The organism is Phenylobacterium sp. (genome assembly GCF_004299445.1).
GTDB lineage: Bacteria > Pseudomonadota > Alphaproteobacteria > Caulobacterales > Caulobacteraceae > Phenylobacterium.
In genome coordinates this window covers 21,309-39,033 of the sequence record NZ_SCTC01000068.1, presented here as the reverse complement: position 1 = coordinate 39,033, position 17,725 = coordinate 21,309, and the positions used below count along the sequence as shown (strand labels likewise).

Annotated in this window: 18 protein-coding genes; 12 read left to right on the top strand and 6 right to left on the bottom strand. The window is 68.0% G+C overall.

Annotation, left to right across the window (positions count from 1 at the left end):
- Positions 1-29 precede the first annotated feature (29 nt).
- Positions 30-446 carry a DUF3574 domain-containing protein gene (locus EPN98_RS18335; protein ID WP_293364371.1) on the top strand — a complete coding sequence of 139 codons (417 nt, stop codon included), beginning with the start codon at positions 30-32 and terminating at the stop codon, positions 444-446.
- Here the strand turns inward: EPN98_RS18335 and EPN98_RS18330 are convergent.
- Complete coding sequence (locus EPN98_RS18330) at positions 443-1,255, bottom strand: helix-turn-helix transcriptional regulator (protein ID WP_293364370.1); 813 nt, start codon at positions 1,253-1,255, stop codon at positions 443-445. The two genes, EPN98_RS18335 and EPN98_RS18330, sit on opposite strands and share 4 nt — an antisense overlap.
- 151 nt (positions 1,256-1,406) lie before the next feature.
- Between EPN98_RS18330 and EPN98_RS18325 the strand changes: the two genes are divergently transcribed.
- Complete coding sequence (locus tag EPN98_RS18325; protein WP_293364369.1) at positions 1,407-3,290, top strand: ATP-binding protein; 1,884 nt, start codon at positions 1,407-1,409, stop codon at positions 3,288-3,290.
- Positions 3,291-3,523: 233 nt separating this feature from the next.
- On the opposite strand, the gene EPN98_RS18320 is transcribed toward EPN98_RS18325, so the two are convergent.
- Positions 3,524-5,332, bottom strand: a complete 1,809-nt coding sequence (locus tag EPN98_RS18320) for a patatin-like phospholipase family protein (protein ID WP_293364368.1) — start codon at positions 5,330-5,332, stop codon at positions 3,524-3,526.
- A 72-nt stretch (positions 5,333-5,404) separates the two neighbouring features.
- Here EPN98_RS18320 and EPN98_RS18315 point away from each other — a divergent pair, with 72 nt between their 5' ends.
- Both EPN98_RS18315 and EPN98_RS18310 read left to right on the top strand, forming a co-directional pair.
- Entirely contained in the window at positions 5,405-6,244 is an 840-nt protein-coding gene (locus tag EPN98_RS18315) for an enoyl-CoA hydratase-related protein (protein ID WP_293364367.1), read from the top strand.
- Between the two features lie 38 nt (positions 6,245-6,282).
- Positions 6,283-6,693, top strand: coding sequence for a DUF1489 domain-containing protein (locus EPN98_RS18310; RefSeq protein ID WP_293364366.1), 411 nt, complete (start codon positions 6,283-6,285; stop codon positions 6,691-6,693).
- A 10-nt stretch (positions 6,694-6,703) separates the two neighbouring features.
- Here EPN98_RS18310 and panC read toward each other — a convergent pair whose 3' ends face one another.
- Positions 6,704-7,558 (bottom strand): pantoate--beta-alanine ligase, encoded by an 855-nt coding sequence (gene panC, locus EPN98_RS18305; RefSeq protein WP_293364365.1) that lies wholly within the window; start codon positions 7,556-7,558, stop codon positions 6,704-6,706.
- A gap of 141 nt (positions 7,559-7,699) precedes the next feature.
- Here panC and EPN98_RS18300 point away from each other — a divergent pair, with 141 nt between their 5' ends.
- Positions 7,700-8,533 carry a division plane positioning ATPase MipZ gene (locus EPN98_RS18300; RefSeq protein ID WP_293364364.1) on the top strand — a complete coding sequence of 278 codons (834 nt, stop codon included), beginning with the start codon at positions 7,700-7,702 and terminating at the stop codon, positions 8,531-8,533.
- 4 nt (positions 8,534-8,537) lie between these two features.
- Positions 8,538-8,960 (top strand): DnaJ domain-containing protein, encoded by a 423-nt coding sequence (locus EPN98_RS18295; protein ID WP_293364363.1) that lies wholly within the window; start codon positions 8,538-8,540, stop codon positions 8,958-8,960.
- A 49-nt stretch (positions 8,961-9,009) separates the two neighbouring features.
- Here EPN98_RS18295 and EPN98_RS18290 read toward each other — a convergent pair whose 3' ends face one another.
- On the bottom strand, positions 9,010-10,317 hold the full coding sequence (locus EPN98_RS18290; RefSeq protein ID WP_293364362.1) for a D-alanyl-D-alanine carboxypeptidase: 1,308 nt from the start codon (positions 10,315-10,317) through the stop codon (positions 9,010-9,012).
- A 291-nt stretch (positions 10,318-10,608) separates the two neighbouring features.
- Between EPN98_RS18290 and phaP the strand changes: the two genes are divergently transcribed.
- From phaP to EPN98_RS18270, 4 genes are all read left to right on the top strand, one after another.
- Positions 10,609-11,043 carry a phasin family protein gene (gene phaP, locus EPN98_RS18285; RefSeq protein ID WP_293364361.1) on the top strand — a complete coding sequence of 145 codons (435 nt, stop codon included), beginning with the start codon at positions 10,609-10,611 and terminating at the stop codon, positions 11,041-11,043.
- Positions 11,044-11,253: 210 nt separating this feature from the next.
- Entirely contained in the window at positions 11,254-11,715 is a 462-nt protein-coding gene (locus EPN98_RS18280) for a RidA family protein (RefSeq protein ID WP_293364360.1), read from the top strand.
- A gap of 8 nt (positions 11,716-11,723) precedes the next feature.
- Positions 11,724-12,491, top strand: a complete 768-nt coding sequence (locus EPN98_RS18275) for a glycerophosphodiester phosphodiesterase (protein WP_293364359.1) — start codon at positions 11,724-11,726, stop codon at positions 12,489-12,491.
- A complete protein-coding gene (locus EPN98_RS18270; RefSeq protein ID WP_293364358.1) occupies positions 12,488-13,651 on the top strand; it encodes a GNAT family N-acetyltransferase in 1,164 nt (387 codons plus the stop codon). Before EPN98_RS18275 ends, EPN98_RS18270 begins: the two co-directional genes overlap by 4 nt.
- Positions 13,652-13,654: 3 nt before the next feature.
- Here the strand turns inward: EPN98_RS18270 and EPN98_RS18265 are convergent, their stop codons facing one another.
- On the bottom strand, positions 13,655-14,233 hold the full coding sequence (locus EPN98_RS18265) for a DUF4287 domain-containing protein (protein WP_293364357.1): 579 nt from the start codon (positions 14,231-14,233) through the stop codon (positions 13,655-13,657).
- A 54-nt stretch (positions 14,234-14,287) separates the two neighbouring features.
- Between EPN98_RS18265 and EPN98_RS18260 the strand changes: the two genes are divergently transcribed.
- Complete coding sequence (locus EPN98_RS18260) at positions 14,288-14,722, top strand: HIT family protein (RefSeq protein WP_293364356.1); 435 nt, start codon at positions 14,288-14,290, stop codon at positions 14,720-14,722.
- Positions 14,723-14,741: 19 nt separating this feature from the next.
- Entirely contained in the window at positions 14,742-15,347 is a 606-nt protein-coding gene (locus tag EPN98_RS18255; RefSeq protein ID WP_293364355.1) for a LysE family translocator, read from the top strand.
- A 58-nt stretch (positions 15,348-15,405) separates the two neighbouring features.
- Here the strand turns inward: EPN98_RS18255 and clpA are convergent, their stop codons facing one another.
- A complete protein-coding gene (gene clpA / locus EPN98_RS18250; protein ID WP_293364354.1) occupies positions 15,406-17,721 on the bottom strand; it encodes an ATP-dependent Clp protease ATP-binding subunit ClpA in 2,316 nt (771 codons plus the stop codon).
- Positions 17,722-17,725: the final 4 nt, after the last annotated feature.

Sequence of the window (17,725 nt, the reverse complement as noted above, 5' to 3'; positions counted from 1 at the left end):
GCGGCGACGCGTGATAATCCCGCGTCGTGATGTCGACGCATGATCAGATGAAGCTCCTTGGGGCGGCGATCCTGACGCTGGTCCTTGCGGGCTGCGCGACACAGCCCAAGCTTGCGTGCCCGGCCGGCCAGTCCACACTGCGGACCGCGCAGCTGTTCCTGGGCGCCAAGCCGCCGGCCAAGGTCTCCGACAACGATATCCGCAGGTTCGTCGACGCCGAGGTCACGCCGCGCTTCCCCGACGGGGTGACCGTGGTGGACGGCGGGGGCCAGTGGCGCGGCGACGAGAACCGGATGATCCGAGAGGCGGCGAAGGTCGTCATGATCGTGCTGCCGGAAACCGGCGATCCGGCGGCGAAGGTCGAGCAGGTGCGCAATGCGTACCGGGCCAGGTTCAAACAGGACTCGGTGGTCCTGATGCCGCCGCCCGCCTGCGTCGCGCTTTAGGCCGCTGCAGCCGCCTGCCGCGCCTCGTGCGCCAGGCGCAGGGCCTCGGCCGTCTGGGCGTCGGCCGGGAAGAACGTCTCCAGGGTGAGTTCCGAAAGCGTGATGTCCACGGGGGTGCCGAACACCGTCGTCGTGCCGATCATCGACAGCAACGTGTCCCCCATCATCAGCTGGAATGGGATCGCGACGTTCCCGTAGTCCTCGGGTCGACGGTCGGGCGCCGGAGGCTTCGGATAGGTCTTGATCTCGTCGATCAGCGACAACAAGCCGGGGTCGGCCGTCAGGTCGGCCTGCCGGCGCAGGCGCTCCAGGATGTGCGAATGCCATTCGCCCAGGTTGGCGATCCTGGGCGCCAGGCCGCGCGGATGCAGCGAGGCACGGATCACGTTCAAGGGCGGTGACAACAGCTCGGGGTCGACGCCGTCCAGGAGGGGGAGGGCGGCTGCGTTCGCCGCAACGAGGTTCCAGCGCAGGTCGACCACCAGGGCCGGGTAAGGCTCATGCGCCTTCAGGATCAAGTCTACCGCGCGGCGCGCCGAGGCGAGTTCGGGGGCGTCGAGGTTGCGTTCGGGGAAGACGGGCGCATAGCCCGCGGCCACCAGGATCACGTTGCGTTCGCGCAAGGGAATCTCCAGCTGGTCCGACAGATGCAGCACCATCTCGCGGCTGGGTTGGGCGCGGCCGGTCTCGAGGAACGACAGGTGCCGGGTCGAAATCTCGGCCTCCAGCGCCAGGTCCATCTGGCTCATGCGCCGTCGCGTGCGCCAGTCGCGGAGGTGCTCGCCAACATGTCTCTGGGGGGCGTTCATGGCGCAATCCTAGCCACGGCCTGTGGCGCGTCCATGACCTCCCAGGTAATGAGCGGGCGTCCGGCGCTATGGCCACTATGCGACATTCCGCCCCAATGCGCGCCACCCGTCCTCGCCATTCCTTTACGGGTTGCATGGCAAGGCTGGTCGAATGCGACCTCTTCAGGACGCCATGGCCGCTCAGGCCGATGACATCAAGTTGCCCGGCGCCGAGGAGGGAGACCCCACGGCGTTCCGGACGACGCTCGTCGGAATGCTGCAACCCTGGCCCATCTCTGTCGTCTTTCATGTGCTGGGCTGCGGCGCCGTCGCGGCCCTGGGCCTGCCGCTGTTCGCAGCGGTCTGGTGCGCCGGATCCCTCGCCGTACAGGTGGTCCAGCAGTCGCTTCTCAAGGCGTGGCCGCCCAAGGCCGATGCGACGCCCGAGGACCAGGGCCTCATCGCGCTGGCGGTCCTGTCCGTGGTGCGTTCGGCGGCCTGGATGGTCGGGCCGATGTACGCGGTTGCAGCCCTGGGTACGCCAGGCGCGCACGCCCTGTTGGCGATGACAGCCGCGACGCTGGCCGTCACCGCCGGGGCGTTGGGCTGGATGTCGAAGCGCGTGTGGGTCGCCACGGCGCTGCCGGCGCCGGTTGGCGTGGTGATCGCCTACGCACCGGCGATGCTGGGCCTGTCCGCGCTGGGCGTGGTCCTCAGCCTGTTGTTCTACGCCTTCGCCTGCGTCCTGATCATCTTCGCCACCCAACGCCTGATCGGCGGGGCCGTGAACGACCGGGTCCAGGCCAACAAGGTGATGCGCGAGCTGCGCCAGGCTCTCGCGGCCTCTGAAGCCGCCGAGCAGCAGCTGTTCCGCGCGCGGGACGAGGCCGAGGCGGCCAATCGGGCGAAGAGCCAGTTCCTGGCCAACATGAGCCATGAGATCCGCACGCCCATGAACGGCATCATGGGCATGAACGAGCTCCTGCTCCGCACGGATCTCACGGCCCAACAGCGCCGCTATGCCGACACCATCCGCAGCTCGGCCGACGCGCTCCTGGCGATCATCAACGACATCCTGGATATCTCGAAACTGGAGGCGGGCAAGGTCGAGATCGAGGCCATCGATTTCAGTTTCCAGGCCCTGGCTGAGGAAGCCGTCCTGCTGCTGTCGCCCCTGGCGACCGAGAAGGGCCTGGAGATGACCTGCAACATCGCGCCCGGCGCCCGCAAGTCGTTCAAGGGCGATCCGCAGCGCCTGCGTCAGGTGCTGCTCAACCTGCTTTCGAATGGGCTCAAGTTCACCGAGAAGGGCCAGGTTACCCTGGACGTCAGCGCTCTGCGCGGGGCCATGGGCCGGACCCGGGTGCGGGCCGAGGTGCGAGACACGGGCATCGGGGTCGACGATGCCCAGAAGACCAAACTGTTCCGCAATTTCCAGCAGGCCGACAGTTCGACCACGCGCCGCTTCGGCGGCACGGGTCTGGGCCTTTCGATCTCGCGCCAGCTGATCGAGCTGATGGGCGGCCGCATCGGTGTGTCCGACAGACGAGGCGGCGGCGCGGTGTTCTGGTTCGAAGTCGAACTGGAGCCTGGCGTGGCGCCCGAGGTCGAGAGCGCGGCGGCCCAACCTCCCAGCGAGCCGTCGCAGCACGCGCGGGTGCTGCTGGCCGAGGACAACGACGTCAACGCCATGCTGGCCGCTGAAATCGTCCGCCAGGTGGGCCTGGCCGTCGAACGCGTCAGGAACGGCGAGGAAGCCGTCGAGGCCGTCCTGCGCGGAGGCTACGATCTTGTGCTGATGGACGTGCAGATGCCGGTGATGGACGGGCTGGAGGCCACCCGGAGAATCCGCGCGCTCTCGGGGCCGGTCTCGCGCATCCCGATCGTCGCCATGACCGCCAACGCCATGAAGAGCGACGAGGAGGCGTGCAGGGCCGCCGGCATGGACGACTTCATCTCCAAGCCGTTCAAGGCCGACCAGTTCGTGACGGCGCTCCTGAAGGTGCTGCTCCAGGCGGCCGATTCTGCGCCCCTAGAGGCCATCGATGCGGCCTGAGGCCATTACCGGATAGCAAAGGGCCGCCCCATTGCTGGGACGGCCCTTCCATAGTCGGACCGCTTCAGCGGTTCGCGACCTTGCCAGCCTTGGCTAGGCGCAGACCCCGTTCACGGAGGTCCAGGTCACGGTCACCGCTTGGCGGCTAGAGCTATGAGACACTGGATCACCTCCTTTCAATGGTTGAGTAGACGCGAGGACTATGGCGTGCGTTTCGGCGGACGCAAAGGGCCTCATTCGGCGGCCTCGTGGGTGGACGCGATGAAGGGCGACATCACGGCGCCGGCCGCCGCTTGTTCGCGCAGACTGGGGCGACGACGCACCTCGGTGACCGGCTTCTGCAGCTTGTCCAATGCGGCGATCGCGGCCCGATACCCGGCCTCGACCGCGGCGTCGTAGGCCTCCCAGTTGCGGATTTCGATGCCGGAGACGTCAGGCTGGATCAGGACGTCGGTGGCTTCGCGGGCCGCCGCGAGGTCGCGGCCGGTCGAGACGGTAGCTGTACGCATCAAGAGGGAGACGATCGGCGGGCCCATCCGCCATTGGCCCGAGCGAATCCAGCGCCAGACCGAGGAGGGGCGGGCCACGTCCTTGGCGGTGATGCTGCGCGCGGTCGTCACGTCGACGCCCACGATGGGGCCCAGCTGGCCGGCCCGCATGATGTCGGCGGGAAAGTTCTTCATCACCGCACCGTCCACCAGCACGTTCTGGCCGTCGGTTGCGGGCGGCATGACGCCAGGGAGGGCGATGGAGGCTCGCAGCGAGTGGGTCAGCGAGCCGCGGCGGTGCAGCTGGTAGGCGCCGGTGGTCAGGTTGGACGATAGGCAGAAGAAGGGCAGCCAGAGGTCGGCGATCTGAGTGTCGCCGAAGTGGGTGTTCAGGCGCTCGGTCACCTTGACGCCATGCGTCATGGCCAGCAGCGGCAGCGCCATGTCGTCGAGCGGGCTGGAGTCGACGAAGGCTTCGTGCAGACGGCGATCCATCTCGTCCTGGCCCCAGCCCATGGCCAAGCCCGCGCCCACGATGGCCCCCATCGACGAGCCGCCCACGAAGTCGATAGGGACGCCCCGCTCGCGCAGCGCATTGATCGCGCCGACGTGGGCGTAGGCCCGCGCACCGCCACCCGACAGGACCAGCCCCACCGATTGCCCGGTCAGCACCCGGGCCAGCCGCTGGTGGTCGGGCGTGTGCCCTCGGCGGATGTGGAAAACGCGGGAGGCGCTGGTGGAGTCGAGCCAGGCTTCGGTGCCCACGGGCCTGATGGCCTCGGGCGACTGGAGAAGAACCAGGTCGACGAGTCCCTGTTCCTGCAGCGTGGCGGCTCCGGGCGGACAGCCGTCGCTCTCGGCCGTGCGGTCGCCGCGGCCCACCCGGAACAGCCGGTCCACCTGGCGCGGCACGAAGGCGGCCCAGTCGGGTTCGTCGCGCTCGGCGACATAGAGGACGAAGTCGTGCACCCGCTCGACTTCCGAGAACCATTCGGTAGGCGCGGCGTCGGCCTCGGCGCCGACGGTGGTCACCTGGTACCCCAACGCGGCGATCTCGCGCTCCAGCCGCTCGACCAGGGGCCGCACAGGACCAGGCCGGCCAACCGGGATGAAGCCGAACACCGACGGCTCGCCCACCGGGCCCCGGCGCGCCGTCTGGCGGCTGCGCAGGATCATCAGCCGCGCCAGTTCGGTCATCACCGAGGCGTCCTCGTCGCAGGCTTCGAAGAAGGCCTTCTTCGGCACCGCAAAGATCTCGGAGTCGCGCAGAGCATAGACATCGGCCGAGTGGGGGATGCCCGCGATCAGGGCCATTTCGCCGGCGGGCTCGCCGGGACGGATGATGCCCAGAAAGTGCGTCTCCTGCCCTTCATCGCGGCGGAACGCGCCCAGGCGACCGGCGCGCACGACATAGAGCATGTCCGAGGCGTCGCCCTGGCCGAACAGTTTCGAGCCGCCGGGCAGCGAGAACCACACCGTCGCGTCCCGCGCACGCGGCAGATGGAACAGCCGCGCAAGCGCCGAATCGACCGCGATGTCCGGCAAGCTCGCCACGGGAGGCAGGGTAGCGCCCTGGAACCTCGACGGCTATGGCTGCGCTCCCGAAGCTCGCGACAAGGAGACTCCATGACCAACGAGATCGCCCATCCGATGGTGGAATTCCCGGACGTGAGCGCCACGACTGAGCTGGTCCACATCAGCGCCACCCAGGCCGGCGCTGTGACGGTGACGATGAACCGGCCGCAGCGGAAGAACGCCTTCAACGACGACCTGATCTCGGCCCTGCGGGAGGCGTTCGACACCCTGGCCGGCGCCGAGGGCGTGCGGGTGATCTTCATCCGCGGCGCGGGCGGCACGTTCTCGGCCGGCGCGGATCTGGACTGGATGCGCGCCGCCATCGACCGGACCGAGTCCGAGAACCGGGCCGACGCCATGGAACTGGCCAAGATGCTGAAGGCGCTGCACGACCTGCCGGCGCTCACCGTGGCGCTGGTCGAGGGCGGGGCCTATGGCGGCGGCGGCGGGCTGGCCGCGGCCTGCGACCTCGCGATCGCCACGGCGGACGCCAAGTTCAGCTTCTCTGAGGTCAAGCTGGGCCTGATCGCCGCCACCATCAGCCCCTACGTCATCGAAGCCGTGGGACCCCGGCAGGCGCGCGCCCTGTTCGCCACGGCCCGCATCTTCGACGCCGATTTCGCCGAGCGGTGCGGCCTGATTTCGGAAGTCGTAGCCGACGCCGCGGCGCTGCAGGCGGCGGCCCGTCGCATCGCTCATGAGATGACCGCCGCGGCGCCTGGCGCGGTGGAGGCGTCCAAGAAGCTGGTGGCCGATGTGGCCGGCCGGGTGATCGACCGCGACCTCATGGAACTGACGGCCCACCGCATCGCGGCCGCACGGGTCGGCGAAGAGGGCCAGGAGGGCGTCAGGGCGTTCCTGGAGCGGCGCAAGGCCGCGTGGGCCGAGTGAGCCTTTCCAAGGAGGCCGCCGCGTCCTAATCCCGGATCATGGCCCTGCACATGATCAAGCTCGTCGTCGGCGCGGACACCATCGACGATCTGTTGGCCTGGCGCCTTGCACATTCGAAGCCCGGCGAGCCCTGGATCCTGCGCACCCGCATGACGCCCAAGCGCGGCCCTGAGATGGTGGACGGCGGTTCGATCTATCGCGTCTTCAAGGGCGTGATCCTCTGCCGCCAGCGCATCCTGGCCGTGAACACCGTGGGTGAGGGGGCCGCCGCGCGCTGCGAGATCACCCTGGACGACACCATCGTGCGCGTGGCGCCGACACCGCGTCGCGCGTTCCAGGGGTGGCGCTACCTGGACCCTAAGGATGCTCCGGCCGATCTGGATGAAGCGGCGTTCGGTGAGGTGCCGGAAGACTTGGCCCGCCAGCTACGCGAAGTCGGGGCCTGGTAGGCGGCGCGCCCTAGTCGCCCATGTTGTCGATGAGACGGGTGCGACCGATGTGGGCCGCAGCCAGGATGCGGAAGGGGCCGGCGATCGGCCCGGGGCCCAGGCGGGCGAGATCTTCAGGGGTGCGGGTCTCCACGTAGTCCACTTTGCTGAAGCCGGCGGCCTGCAGGTCTGCGATGGCGTGGGTCTCGGTGGCCTCAACGGGCTCGCCTCGGCGGACCCGATCGACGGCGTCGCGAAGGACCTCGTTCAGGCGCACTGCCACCTTTCGCTCGTCGGCGCTCAGGTAGGCGTTGCGGGAGGACAGGGCCAGGCCGTCGTCGGCGCGGGCTGTGGGCGCGCCTACGATCTCCACGGGAATGTCCAGGTCCCGAACCAGGCGGCGGATCACCTGCAACTGCTGGAAATCCTTCTGGCCGAACACGGCGACGTCGGGCGCGCACTGGTTGAGCAGCTTGGTCACGACCGTGGCCACGCCCGCGAAATGGGTCGGGCGGGCGATTCCGTCCATCGAGGCGGTGATCCCCTCGACCGTGACGGTGGTGGCGGCGCCTGCGGGGTACATCTCGTCCACCGTCGGGGAGAACAGCAGGTCGCAACCGGCTGACGCCAGCTGCGCCATGTCGCCGGCTTCGTCGCGGGGATAGGCCTCGAAGTCCTCGTGCGGCGCGAACTGGGTCGGATTGACGAAGATGCTGGCCACCACGCGGTCGGCCTTCGTGCGCGCCAGGCGCACCAGTGACAGGTGGCCTTCGTGCAGCGCCCCCATTGTGGGGACGAAACCCACGTTGAGGCCGGCCTGACGCCAGGACCGGACCTGGGCGCGGAGGTTGGCGACAGTGCGGACGACGGGCAGGGGGGTGGTCATCGGGCGGCTTATGCTGCGGCGCAGCGAGCAAGTCCATCCACAGGGCGCGCAGAAGGTCGCGTTGACGCGAGACTATCACCCGAGGTCAGCTAGGCCCGATATGAGTCGGCGCCGAACTGCGGCCGACGGGGAGCTGAAGTCATGGGCCAGGCCAGCGTCATCGTGGTCGGCAACGAAAAGGGCGGGGCGGGCAAATCCACCCTGGCCATCCACATCGCCACCGCTCTTCTGCACGGGGGCGCAAAGGTCGCCGTTCTCGACCTCGATCTGCGCCAGCAGACCCTCGGTCACTTTTTCGCGAACCGGGCCGCCTGGCTGGCCGCGAACGAGGCCGAAGCGCCGATGCCGATCCAGCACGCGGTCAGCAGCGCCGGCGACGCTCTGGCCAAGTCGTCAGACGCCGAGCAACTGGCGCGCTTTGAAGAAGCCTTCGCCGAAGTGTCCGAAACCGCCGACTTCGTGCTGATCGACACCCCCGGCGCCGATACCGCCATCAGCCGCGCCGCCCACGTGAAGGCCGATCTCATTGTCACGCCGATGAACGACAGCTTCGTCGATTTCGACATGCTGGGCGTAGTCGATCCCGTGACCTTGGACCTCAAGCGCCACAGCCTCTACGCCGAGACGGTCTGGGGCTGCCGCAAGGAGCGGGCGACGCGCGAGCGCAAGCAGATCGACTGGGTGGTTCTGCGCAACCGCCTGGCCCCCACCGAGGCCCGCAACCGCCGTCGCCTCGACGAGCGTGTCGAGGCGCTGTCGAAGAAGGTGGGCTTCCGCGTCGGCCCCGGCCTGCGTGATCGGGTGATCTATCGCGAGCTGTTTCCGTTCGGCCTGACGGTGGCCGATTTGTCCACGTCGATTCGGCCGGTGGCCATGGGCCTGCAGCATGTGGCCGCGCGACAGGAACTGCGGGCGCTGATGGTGGCCCTGGGCTTCAACGGACTGGACGACCAGGAGCGGATCGCGGCGGAATAGCCGCATGATTTATCTGCTGGTCGGCGGCGCCCTGTTGGCGCTCTACATTTGGGCGACCGGCGGCAAGACGCCCCTGCTGAAGCTCCGGGAATGGCGCGTGCTGACGGGGGCGATGGCCCTGGTCGCCTTTACGGGCGCCGCCTATGCGGGCGTGCGCGGCAGCTGGGGGATCACCATCGTCCTTAGCGTGGTTGGCCTTTGGCTGGCCGCGTCCACCCGCAAGACCGCCGCCGTCGGCCGCCCGCCTCCCACCGCCAAGATGAGCGTTGACGAGGCCCGCCGCATCCTGGGCGTCGGCGCAGACGCCTCGCGGGACGAGATCCAATCCGCCTACACCCGCCTCATGCGCGCGGTGCACCCTGACAAGGGTGGCACCGCGGGCCTCGCCGCCCAGCTCAACACCGCGCGCGACCGGCTGCTGAAATGAAAAGGCCCCGGAGTGCGCCGGGGCCTTCGCAACTCGATAGGTGGGCGGTTCAGCCCCGGCCGGGGGCCATCACCACGCAGGGCTGCTTTTTGGCCTTGATGGCCTTGCAGGCGTTCTTGGCCTCGGTCTCGTTCATGCCGGAGAAGCGGGCCGTATAGCGGCCGTTGTCCTTCTCGGCGACCGCCTTGGCGTCATCCACGTGCTTGCCGAACTTCTTCTCGACCAGCGACAGCTGCTCGCGGGCATCCGAGCGGTTCTTGAATGCGCCGACCTGGATGGTCCAGCGGCCGCCGGCGGACGCCTTGGCCTTGCCGTTCAGCTTCGGGACCGTGCTGGGCTCGACGATCTGAATCTTCGACGCGCGGCTCGGCGGCGGGGACGAGGCCAGCTGGATCGACAGGCCCAGGTCGGTGTCGCCCTGCTGCATCGACGGCTGCGTCGCCTGGGCCAGCTGCGGCGGCTCGAAGAAGTTCTGGGCGACGGTGATCTGCTCGCCGCGAGCCCGGCGGTCCAGGACTTCGAAGCCGGTGTTGAGCAGGCTCTCAGCCACGCGGTCGCGGGTGATGCGGTTGGGGCCGCCCAGCACGACAACGATCAGGCGACGGTTGTCGCGCACGCCCGAGATGGCAATGTTGAAGCCTGAGGCGTTGGTGAAGCCGGTCTTCAGACCATCGACGCCCGAAACTTCCGAGAGCATGTGGTTGTGGTTGCCGATGGTCTGGCCGCGGAAATTGAAGCTCTTGGTGGAGAACAGCCGGTAGTACTGCGGATAGTCGCGCATCACGGCGCGCGACAGGATCGCCAGGTCGCGGGCGGACGAAATGTTGCGGCTGTCGGGCAGACCGTTGGCGTTCGTGAAGTTGGTGTTCGTCATGCCCAGTTCGTGGGCCCTCAGCGTCATCAGCGTGGCGAAGCGCTGCTCGGTGCCGCCCAGCTTCTCGGCCATCGCGACCGAGGCGTCGTTGGCGGAGCGGGTCACCATGCCCTGCATCGCCTGCATCACGGTGATCGAATCACCGGCGCGAACGCCGAGCTTGGTCGGAGACTGGGCTGCAGCCCGGGGCGAGAAGACGACCGGATCGTCCAGCTCGATTTTGCCGGCGGCCAGCGCCTCGAACGCCAGATAGAGCGTCATCACCTTGGTGATTGACGCGGGATACCGGGGCGCATCGGCGCGCTTGCCGTAGAGGACCTCGCCCGTCTTCGCATCGACGACGATCGCCGCATATTTCGAAGAGTTCTGGGGAATGAGGGAGAGATACGGAACCTGCGCCATCGCCGGCGCGGACGCCGAACCCAGGGCCATGGCCGTGGCCAGACCGAGCGAGAGGAACAGGCGGCGGGCGTGCTGGATCATGCTTCGTCCGTCGAATCAACGCGTTGAGACGGCCACTGCGCCGCCCGAGAGTCGGTACCATGCCCTCGTTACCCTTGCAGGAGAGTAAACAAGGTTTGAACGGGCGCAATTGTCGCGGCGCCGCATGAACGGGCGCTGACAGCGATCCTACGGCAAAGCTCATGCGAAAGGCGCATTGTGCACTGCACAAAAAGTGTTTGACTGCTGCAGTGCAACATGAGAAAAGGCGGCAGTCATCCAGGGCATGTCGCCCCAAACGCCTTTCCCGCCCCGTCCGAACAGGAGCCTCCCATGGCCGCCGCCGAAGCCGCGAAGAACACCGTCGAGCAATTCACCGCCGCCTCCAACGTCGCCTTCAAGGAAGGCGTCGAGAAGTCGCTGGCCGCGATGAACGAGCTGAACGCCCATTCGAAGAAGAACCTGGAAGCGATCGTCGCCTCGGCGACCGCCTCGGCCAAGGGCGCTGAAGCCCTGGGCGCCCAGGCGATGGCCTTCTCGAAGGCCGTGTTCGACACCAACGTGTCGGCCGCCAAGTCGCTGGCCGGCGCCAAGAGCGTCCAGGAAGTGGTCGAGCTGCAAACCAGCTTCGCCAAGTCGGCGCTGGAAACCTACATGGCCGAGTTCGCCAAGATGTCGGACACCGTGTCCGCCTCGGTGAAGGAATCCATGAAGCCGATCAACGAGCGCGTCACCGCGACCGTCGAGAAGTTCCAGGCCGTCCGCTAAATCCTTCTGCGTATCGGAAGGTTCGAGCCCGGCGGCGCCGGGCTCACAGTTGAGTACCCGATCAGGCCCGCTGGTCTCCCCCGTCCGGCGAGCCTTTTCATAAGTAGACGTGTTGGGCCGGCTCTCTCGAGAGCCGGCCCTTCTTCTTTGGGCCGATCCGCGGGGAGCGGCCCCTTTTCCTGGGGGACGCCGGGCGCTAGAGGTTCGGGCATGTCCCAAGTCGAAGCCCGTCTGGCCGCGCTCGGTATCGAGCTGCCCAAGCCCAACGCTCCCGTCGCCAACTACGTGCCGTTCGTCCGCGCGGGTGAGATCGTCCACATCTCGGGCCAGGTGTCGGTCGACGCCTCGGGCGGGATCCGCGGCGTGGTCGGCGAGGACGTCGATTTCGACACCGCGGTGAAGGCCGCCCGCATCTGTGCGATCAACCTGCTGGCGCAGATGAAGGCCGCCTGCGAGGGCGATCTCGAGCGCGTGGTCCGCGTGGTCAAGCTGGGCGGCTTCGTGCAGGCCGGCCCGAACTTCTTCGATATTCCCAAGGTCGTGAACGGCTGTTCCGACCTGATGGTCGAGGCCCTGGGCGATGCCGGCCGCCATGCCCGATCCGCGGTCGGGGTCTATCGCCTGCCGATGAACTTCGCGGTCGAAGTCGACGCCGTGGTGCAGGTCCGGTGAGGGCCGCCGTGGAGAAGGGGGGCTTCGGCGAGTCCTGGGACCTCCTCTTCCACCCGCCGATCGCGCATCGGGGGCTCTGGAGCCCTGACGGTCCGCCGGAGAACTCCCTGGGCGCCTTCCAGGCCGCCTGCGCCGCCGGGTACGGCATCGAGCTGGATGTCCAGCTGTCCGCCGACGGCGAGGCCGTGGTCTTCCACGACGACAAGCTGAAGCGCATGACGGGGGTCGACGGCCGGGTCCGCGACTACAGCGCCGCCGATCTGGCCGACCTGCGGCTGGCCGGCAGCGACGAGAAGATCCCGACACTTCTCGAGACCCTGGCCCTGATCGGCCACCGGGCCATGGTGCACGTCGAGCTGAAGACGCCCTATGGCGAGGTGGGGCCCCTGGAACAGCGGACGCACGAGGTGATCGCCGACCACAACGGCCCGCTGTGCGTGATCGGCTTCAATCCCTACAGCCATGCCTGGTTCGCCGACCGCTATCCCGGCGTGCTGCGCGGTCTGGACAGCTATTCGTACGACAAGGCCCCGCACATGGCCGAAGACCAGCGGCGCAGCTTCGCCCAGTTGGAGCACGTGGCGGTGGCGCGGCCGCACTTCCTGGCTCTGGGCCTCGACATGCTGCCGAACGCGCGGGCCGCGGAGTTGCGGGCGCAGGGTATGCCGGTGGTGGCCTGGACCGTGCGCCGGCCCGAGCAGTGGGACGCGATCAAGGACGGCTGCGACAACCTGATCTTTGAAGGCTTCGTCCCGGATGCGGGCCCGCGGACATGAAGCTGACGCCGGCGGTGAAGGTGTCCCGCCGCATCGCCGAGATCGGCCGCGACGCGTGGGACGCCTGCGCCGACAATCCCGCCTACGACGGCAATCCGTTCATCCGATTCGACTTCCTGAACGCGCTTGAGGAGGCCAACTGCGCCGTCGAGCGGACGGGGTGGGGGCCGCAGCACCTGTCGGTCGAGGACGACGAGGGCCGGGTCGCGGCGGTGATGCCGCTCTATCTGAAGAGCCATAGCCAGGGCGAGTACATCTTCGACCATGCCTGGGCCGACGCCTACGAGCGGGCCGGGGGGCAGTACTATCCGAAGCTGCTCTCGGCGGCGCCGTTCACCCCGGCCGCGGGCGCGCGCCTGCTCTGCCGCCCCGACGTCGAGCAGGAAGAGGCCTGGGGCTATCTGCTGGGCGGCGGGCTGTCGCTGTGCGAGCGCTACGGCGCCTCGGGTCTCAACCTGAACTTCCTGACCGAGGCCGAGTGGGCCTGGACGGGGGGGCAGGGGCTGGGCCGGCGCGAGGGGCAGCAGTACCACTGGGAGAACCGAGGCTACGCGGACTTCGACGCGTTCCTGGGCGCGCTGTCGTCGGGCCGCCGCAAGACCATCCGCCGCGAACGACGCGAGGCCCAGGGCGCCGCGGAGATCGTGCGCCTGACTGGCGCAGCCCTCACCGAGGATCACTGGGACGCCTTCTTCCGGTTCTACATGGACACCGGCTCGCGCAAGTGGGGGCGGCCGTATCTCACGCGGGCGTTCTTCTCGCTGCTGGGCGAGCGGATGGCCGACCGCGTGCTGCTGGTGATGGCCCGGCGGGACGGGCGCTGGATTGCGGGCGCGCTGAACCTGATCGGCGGCGACTGCCTCTACGGCCGCCACTGGGGCTGCGTCGAGGACGTGCCGTTCCTGCACTTCGAGCTCTGCTACTACCAGGCCATCGAGTGGGCCATCGAGCGGGGGCTGCCGCGCGTGGAGGCGGGCGCCCAGGGCCAGCACAAGATCGCCCGCGGCTACCTGCCCAAGCCCGTCTACTCCGCTCACTGGATCGCCGACCCGGCGTTGCGCGCGCCGGTCATGCGGTTCCTGGAGCAGGAGCGCGCCGCCGTGGAGCAGGAGATGGAGTGGCTGGAGGAGGGGTTCTCGCCGTTCAGGGAGGGCGAGTAGCGATCAGCTTCGCTCCCAGGCCTGCCGGAGCAGCGCCTTCACGCTCGTGTCGACGTCGGCGGCGGAGGTCAGCAACCTCACGCTCTTCAGCCGCTCGCTCCACCCCTCGTTCTTCGGCAGCTCCAGGCGCGGATCGGAGGACGGATCGACGGCGAGGCCCAGTCGCACGATGCCGCCTTTTAGCGGCCGCGCCGCGGCGAACTGGTACTCGCGGGAGAAGGCGGTGAACCCCTTGCGCTGCGCCGACACCAGACCCGGGACATCGGCCACCGCCGCCTCGATGGCCTCGAGCACCGCGCGGGCGTGCGCGTCCGCCCAGAGCGTCTCGCGCAGGTTGTCCGGTTCGGCCCAATGGGCGCTCTCGGGGAAGGCCTTGCCGAGGATCACGCTGGCGCGGTTCGTGCCGATCCCGTGGGTGGCCTTGAACCAGGCCTTGCGCGCGCCGGGCCTGGTCTCGGGGCAGGTCCTGGCGATCTCGACCCACTCGTCCAGGGTCTTGCCGGTCTCGCGCGCCATGCTCTCCAGGATCGAGGCGAACCACTTCTCCTGGCGAGCCGTCATCGAGCTGGGCTTGTCCGACATTTCCCCCTCGGAGGCGATTTGCTAGGCGTGGCGGCGCGGATTCAGGAGTAAGCCATGAGCTTGGACGGGACCTACGACGCGGGCAACATCTTCGCCAAGATCCTGCGCGGCGAGATGCCGGCCGTTCGGGTGTACGAGGACGAGCACGTCCTGGCCTTCATGGACGTCTTCCCGCAGGCCAAGGGCCACACCCTGGTGATCCCCAAGCACTCGACGGCGCGCAACTTCCTGGAGGAGGCGCCTGAGATCGTGGGGCCGTTGATGCTGGGCGTGCAGCGGGTGGCGAAGGCGGTGCGTGCTGCGCTGAAGCCCGACGGGCTGGTGATCACCCAGTTCAATGGCGCGCCAGCGGGTCAGACTGTCTATCATCTGCACTTCCACATCATCCCGCGCTGGGAGGGCGTTCCGCTGGGCCGCCATGCCGAGGGCATGGCCGACATGCAGGAGCTGAAAGGCCTGGCCGAGCAGATCTCGGCGATGATTTCGTAAGTCTTCGGGCCGGGATCGGATGACGCTGAACACCCTGATCCCGTTCCTGCTGGCCGTGCTGGCCATGGAGCTGACGCCCGGGCCCAACATGGCCTATCTGGCGCTGGTGGCGGCGAGGTCCGGCCGCCGCGCCGGCGCGGTGGCCGTGGCCGGGGTGACCCTGGGCTTGGGGGCCTATCTTCTGGCGTCCGTCGCGGGCCTGGCCGAAGCGGCTCAGCGTTGGCCCTGGGCGTATCAGGCGCTTCGTTGGGCCGGGGTGGCCTATCTGTTCTGGCTGGCGTTCGACGCCTGGCGCGAAGCGCCTCCGAAGGCCCAGGCCGATGGGGTGCAGCCCTTCGGCCGCATATTCGTCCGCGGCCTGGTCGCCAATCTGCTGAACCCCAAGGCGGCCCTTCTGTATGTCACGCTGTTGCCGGCCTTCATCGCGCCGGACGGCGATCCGGTCACCCAGGCGCTGATCCTGGGTTCGATCCATATCGGCGTGAGCCTCGTGATCCACGGGTCGATCGTGCTGTTCGCCGGCTCGGCGCGGGAACTCATGGCCCGGCAGGGGCCCTGGACCGGGCGGATCATGGCGTTGGCGCTGGCGTCCGTCGCCATCTGGCTGGTGTTCGCGACAGCCTGAAGCGAAAAGGCCCGGGATCACTCCCGGGCCTTCGCAGTTCCAGCGCTCAGAGCGGGGGTTAGTCCACCGCTTCGGGTTCGTCCGCGGGGCTCTCGACCACCGGGGCGCCGCGCTCTCGCTCGTCGCCCTCGATCTCGAACGACAGCTTGGAGTCCTTGAGCACCACCTTGACGTGGCCGCCCTTGGTGAGCTTGCCGAACAGGATCTCGTCGGCGAGCGGCTTCTTGATGTTCTCCTGGATGACCCGGGCCAGGGGCCGTGCGCCGTAGAGTTCGTCGAAGCCGTTCTTGGCCAGCCAGTCGGCCGCCTCGTCCGAGGTCTCGATGGTGACGTGACGATCCGCCAGCTGGGCTTCCAGCTGCATGACGAACTTCTGCACCACCTGACGGATGATTTCGGGCGTCAGCGGCTTGAACTGGACGATGGCGTCCAGGCGGTTGCGGAACTCCGGGGTGAACAGCCGCTTGAGCGCCTCGTCCACCTCGTCCTCCGCCTTGCCGCGGCCGAAGCCGATCGAGTTCTTCTGCGCGTCGGACGCGCCCGCATTGGTGGTCATGATCAGGACCACGTTGCGGAAATCGATCTTCTTGCCGTTCGAGTCGGTCAGCTGACCGTGGTCCATGACCTGCAGAAGGATGTTGAAGACGTCCGGGTGCGCCTTCTCGATCTCGTCCAGGAGGACCACCGAGTGGGGATGCTGATCGACCGCGTCGGTCAGCAGGCCGCCCTGGTCGAAGCCCACGTAGCCGGGAGGTGCGCCGATCAGGCGGCTGACCGTATGGCGCTCCATGTACTCGGACATGTCGAACCGCAGGAGCTCGATGCCGAGGGTGGAGGCCAGCTGGCGCGCCGTCTCGGTCTTGCCGGTGCCGGTGGGTCCGGAGAACAGGTAGCAACCGATCGGCTTGTTGGCGTCGCGCAGGCCGGCCCGGGCCATCTTCATGGCCGCCGACAGGCTGTCGATCGCTTCGTCCTGGCCATAGACCGCGCGCTTCAAGTCGCTTTCCAGCTGCTTCAGGGCCTCGGTGTCGGACTTGGAGACCGACTTCGGCGGGATGCGGGCGATCTTGGCGACGACGGCCTCGACCTCCTTCAGTCCGATCACCTTCTTCCGCCGGCCTTCGGGCAGCAGCATCTGTGAGGCGCCCGCCTCGTCGATGATGTCGATCGCCTTGTCGGGCAGCTTGCGGTCGTTGATGTACTTGGCCGACAGCTCCACAGCCGCCTTGATGGCGTCGTTGGTGTAACGGAGCTTGTGGAACTCCTCGTAGTAGACCTTCAGGCCCTTCAGGATCTTGATCGTGTCGTCGATCGTGGGCTCGTTCACGTCGATCTTCTGGAAGCGGCGGACCAGGGCCCGATCCTTCTCGAAGTGCTGACGGAACTCCTTGTACGTGGTCGAGCCCATGCACCGCAGGGTGCCTGAGGCCAGGGCCGGCTTCAGCAGGTTGGAGGCGTCCATCGCCCCGCCGCTGGTCGCGCCCGCGCCGATCACCGTGTGGATCTCGTCGATGAACAGCACCGCGTCGGGGTGGTTCTCGAGTTCCTTGACGACCTGCTTCACGCGCTCTTCGAAGTCGCCGCGATAGCGAGTGCCGGCCAGCAGCGCGCCCATGTCGAGCGAGAAGATGGTCGACCCCGCGAGGACCTCGGGGACCTGCTTGTTCACGATCTTGCGGGCCAGCCCCTCGGCGATGGCGGTCTTGCCGACGCCCGGGTCGCCCACGAGAAGCGGGTTGTTCTTGGTCCGGCGGCACAGGATCTGGATGCAGCGCTCCACCTCGGACATGCGTCCGATAAGCGGGTCCACCTTACCCTGCTTGGCCTTCTCGTTGAGATTGACGCAGTAGGCTTCCAGCGCCTCGCCCCCGGTCTTCACCTGGGGCTTGTCTTCGTCCTCGGCGCCCTTCACGGGCTTGGCTTCGGAGGCGCCGGCCTTCTTGGCGATGCCGTGCGCGATGTAGTTGACCGCGTCGTACCGCGTCATGTCCTGCTCTTGCAGGAAGTAGGCGGCGTGGCTTTCGCGTTCGCTGAAGATGGCGACCAGCACGTTCGCGCCCGTCACCTCCTCGCGGCCGGACGACTGCACGTGGATGACCGCGCGCTGGATCACACGCTGGAAGCCGGCGGTCGGCTTCGCGTCTTCGCCGTCATCGACGACGAGGGATCGCAGTTCGTTGTCCACGTAGTTCGTGAGGGTGGTGCGCAGCGCCGCGAGTTCGACATCGCACGCCCGCATCACGCCGGCGGCGTCCTCGTCATCGATCAGACTGAGGAGCAGATGCTCCAGCGTCGCGTACTCATGTTTGCGCTGGTTCGCGTAAGCGACGGCGCGATGCAGGGATTCTTCGAGTTGGCGAGAAAATGAAGGCAAGCGC